The organism is Pseudoalteromonas sp. APC 3495 (assembly GCF_030407645.1).
Taxonomy (GTDB): domain Bacteria; phylum Pseudomonadota; class Gammaproteobacteria; order Enterobacterales; family Alteromonadaceae; genus Pseudoalteromonas; species Pseudoalteromonas tetraodonis.
The window spans coordinates 1-3,228 of sequence record NZ_JASDDA010000089.1 but is presented as its reverse complement, the minus strand read 5'-3'; the positions used below and the strand labels follow the sequence as shown (position 1 = coordinate 3,228).

The 3,228-nt window shown below is 31.6% G+C and carries 3 protein-coding genes and 1 pseudogene; all 4 read left to right on the top strand.

The genetic code is table 11. The features are described from left to right. Nucleotides 1–417: pseudogene (locus tag QL984_RS18310) on the top strand (hypothetical protein); the annotation flags it as partial. Further along, nucleotides 371–874, top strand: coding sequence for a glycosyltransferase (locus QL984_RS18305; protein ID WP_290173221.1), 504 nt, complete (start codon nt 371–373; stop codon nt 872–874). The pseudogene QL984_RS18310 and the gene QL984_RS18305, both read left to right, overlap by 47 nt. Next, the gene (locus tag QL984_RS18300; RefSeq protein WP_036956288.1) at nt 874–2,025 is read left to right on the top strand and encodes a polysaccharide pyruvyl transferase family protein; all 1,152 of its coding nucleotides are present in this window, start codon (nt 874–876) and stop codon (nt 2,023–2,025) included. The genes QL984_RS18305 and QL984_RS18300 overlap by 1 nt, the downstream gene beginning before the upstream one ends. Beyond that, the coding region (locus tag QL984_RS18295) for an oligosaccharide flippase family protein (protein ID WP_290173219.1) at nt 2,022–3,228 on the top strand (1,207 nt) is incomplete at its 3' end. The genes QL984_RS18300 and QL984_RS18295, both read left to right, overlap by 4 nt.

The following is a 3,228-nucleotide window of genomic DNA, read 5'->3' as shown; positions in this document are numbered from 1 at the left end:
GTTATGAGTGTATTTGATGAGTTTCATTTAGTAACATCAATAAAGATTGAAGCAGAGTTAGGTGCTAAATCTGTAACGATTATTAATAGCACTCAATTTAACCCCTTAATCCATATAAAAAATATTTTTAAAGCCTACCGAATTATAAAAAAAATTAACCCCGCGGCAATTTTTAGTACCGGAGGTCCTATTTGTATTCCTTTTGCTATTGTAGCAAAAATCTTAGGGATCAAGTTTATCTATTTGGATACATTATCAAGAGTTGTTGAATTGTCTAATACGGCGAAGTTTTTATATAAATTTAAGTTGGCTACTAAAATCATGTGCCAATGGGAAAACGTAGCTAACAAGTATCAAGGAGTAGAGTATTATGGGAAAACGTTCAATATATGTAACGACCGGAACATGCCACTTTGAGTTTAGCCGGATGTTAAACTTAGTTGAAAGCTGTTTGAAAAGTGTATCTGAAGTTTTTGATGTTTATTTGCAGTATGGTAATACAAATCCGATTGAGCTGACGGGAAATAGAGAAAAGAGAGATTTTTACTCTAGGGATCAATCTGAGTCACTGTATAAGAACTGCGATATAGTTTTTAGCCATTGTGGCATTGGCAGTATTTTTAATTCTTTAAAATATAATACCCCGACAGTAATAATTCCGAGGTTGAAAAAATTTGATGAGTTTTCTGACGATCATCAGTTACAAATAGCTGAAGAGATAAAGTTGAATCCGCTGGTTTTAATGTTAAACGTAGAAAATCCCCAACTATTTTTAGATTTTATAACCAAATACCAAAATCACAAGAAAGTGGAAGTTGATTTAATTAATTACAATTTAGCAAGCAAACTAAAAAGCATAATACTAGAAGATTAATGATGAAAGTAACTATAGCGGCAGTCCCGTATTCGGACAACTTAGGTGATGGTGTAATTGCAGATAATTTAGAGGATTTTTTACTCAGAGAATCTGACTGTGAAGTAACAATTTGTGACATATCTTACAGAACAGAAGTTTCTACATCTGTAAATAAAGAAAATAAACTTGATTTCTTTATGTCATTACCAAAGATTATTAGGCAACTTTTTGTTGTAACTTTTTTTACTCTCAAATACCTAACTAAGGGTAGAAAATATCTGTGCAAAAGGATTAAGGATGCTGATCTCCTATGTGTTGGAGGAGGCCAATTAATTAGTGATGTAGACCTTAACTTTCCGATAAAGTTGTATTTTTTAATAAGGGTTGCTGAAAGATATAATATACCTACAAAAATCATCTCTGTTGGTGTTGCTAATAAATGGAACTGGATAAGCAAGGCGCTAATGGGAAGAGTGCTTCGTTCACACACTGTATCTTTAGTTAGTGTTCGTGATGAGTTATCTAAGGAAAACTTGGCTAAGTATTTTGATTACACAGATAGTATTATATTACCTGACCCTGCATTAATGTCTTTGTATGTAAAAGAATATACTGAAAGTAAGCAAAGAAAAGACGATAAAAATTTTATTGGGGTAGGAATTGCTGATCTGAATGCGCTGAATTACTCCGCAGATAAATTGAGCTTAAGGGAGAATAACAAAAGTCTTCACTATTTAGAGATAATTAAGATGATAAATAATCTTGGGTTCAGAGCAACTTTATTTACAAATGGTGCAACAGAAGATGAAAGGTATCTTCATTCTGAACTATTACCGATATTAGATTCAGAGTTATTAGACTTTGAGGTTGCCGAAAGGCCTCGTACAACTGTTGAACTTGTAAATATTATAAGAAATACAAAAGGACTTATTGCCTTTAGACTTCATGCAAATATCATAGCAACAAGTTTTTCCATTCCTTGCTTTGCTATAGGCTGGGATAACAAGGTTAATTCTTTTTTTAAGTATATTAACGCAGAAGAATATGTATTCGAAAGCTTAGCTGTGGCTCTTTCGAAAAAAGACTTTATAAGTAAAAAGATTAATTATTCTTTAAATTATGATTTTGAAAAGGTAGTTCTTAGTTATAAAGAATTTTTCAAATTATGATCGAGATTAGTGTTACTCAGAAGTTGAATCGTGCAATATTAAGTAGCTTATCTGGAAAGTATGCAACCTACTTAATTCAAATTATATCGCTTATGATTTTAAGCAGGTTATTCGATCCCGCGACGTTTGGTAAAGTTGCAGCTATTCAAGTTTTTGTCATGTTTTTTCAGATGCTTTCATCATCTGGACTAAACTCTGCGATAGTTTATAAAGATGAAATCTCGGTTAGTGAGCGAGATGGAATATTTAGTGCCACATTATTAGTCGGTATATTCGCCACTATTACATATTTATTGCTGAGCCCATCTATTTTTTCTTTATTAAGAGTTGATAGTGATTATTTTTTAAATATCATCTTAGCAATTTCTATAGTTTTTTCTGCATCTAGTATTATGCCTCTTGCTTCATTACAAAAAGATACTAAGTTTATTTTAGTTGCCAGAGCTGAGATTTTTGCTGAGCTAATGTCTTTATTAGCTTGTTATATAACTTATCTTAATGGTTATGAAGAAAGGGCTTTAGGTATTAAAATAGTTACAGTCGCTATTATTAGATTTATTGCATATTATTATTTTAGCTCCGAAACAGGTGTTGGTAGGCCATTTCTTGGAAGTAAAGTAAAATCAATAAACTCTTTAATGGGTGTTGCTAAGTTTCAATTAGCTTTCAATGTTGTAAACTATTTTTCAAGAAATTTAGACACCATACTTATTGCTAGATATTTTGGTGTTGCAACTGTAGGGTTTTATGAAAAATCTTATCAGTTAATGCGCTACCCTTTGCAAATGTTCACTTTTGCTATTACACCTGCATTACAGCCAGTGCTTACCAAATATAAGGATACACCTGAAATTGTAAAAAATGAGTTTTACAAAGTGGCCTTTAAATTAAGTCTCTTGGGTATATTTGCATCTACAATATTATTTTATAATGCAAAAGATGTAATATTTATCCTCTTTGGAAGTCAATGGGGTCAAACTATTCCTATATTACAAGTGCTCGCTGTAACAATTCCATTGCAAATGGTTTTAAGTTCTACAGGTGGAATTTATCAAGCTTTTGGTGCGACAAAGGACATGTTTAAGTGTGGCGTTTTTTCTTCTTTTCTAAATATATTAGCAATTTTAATTGGTATCTACTTAGGTAACGTTTTAGTTCTTTGTGGTTTGTTAACTCTTTCTTTTTTTATTAATTACTTACAAT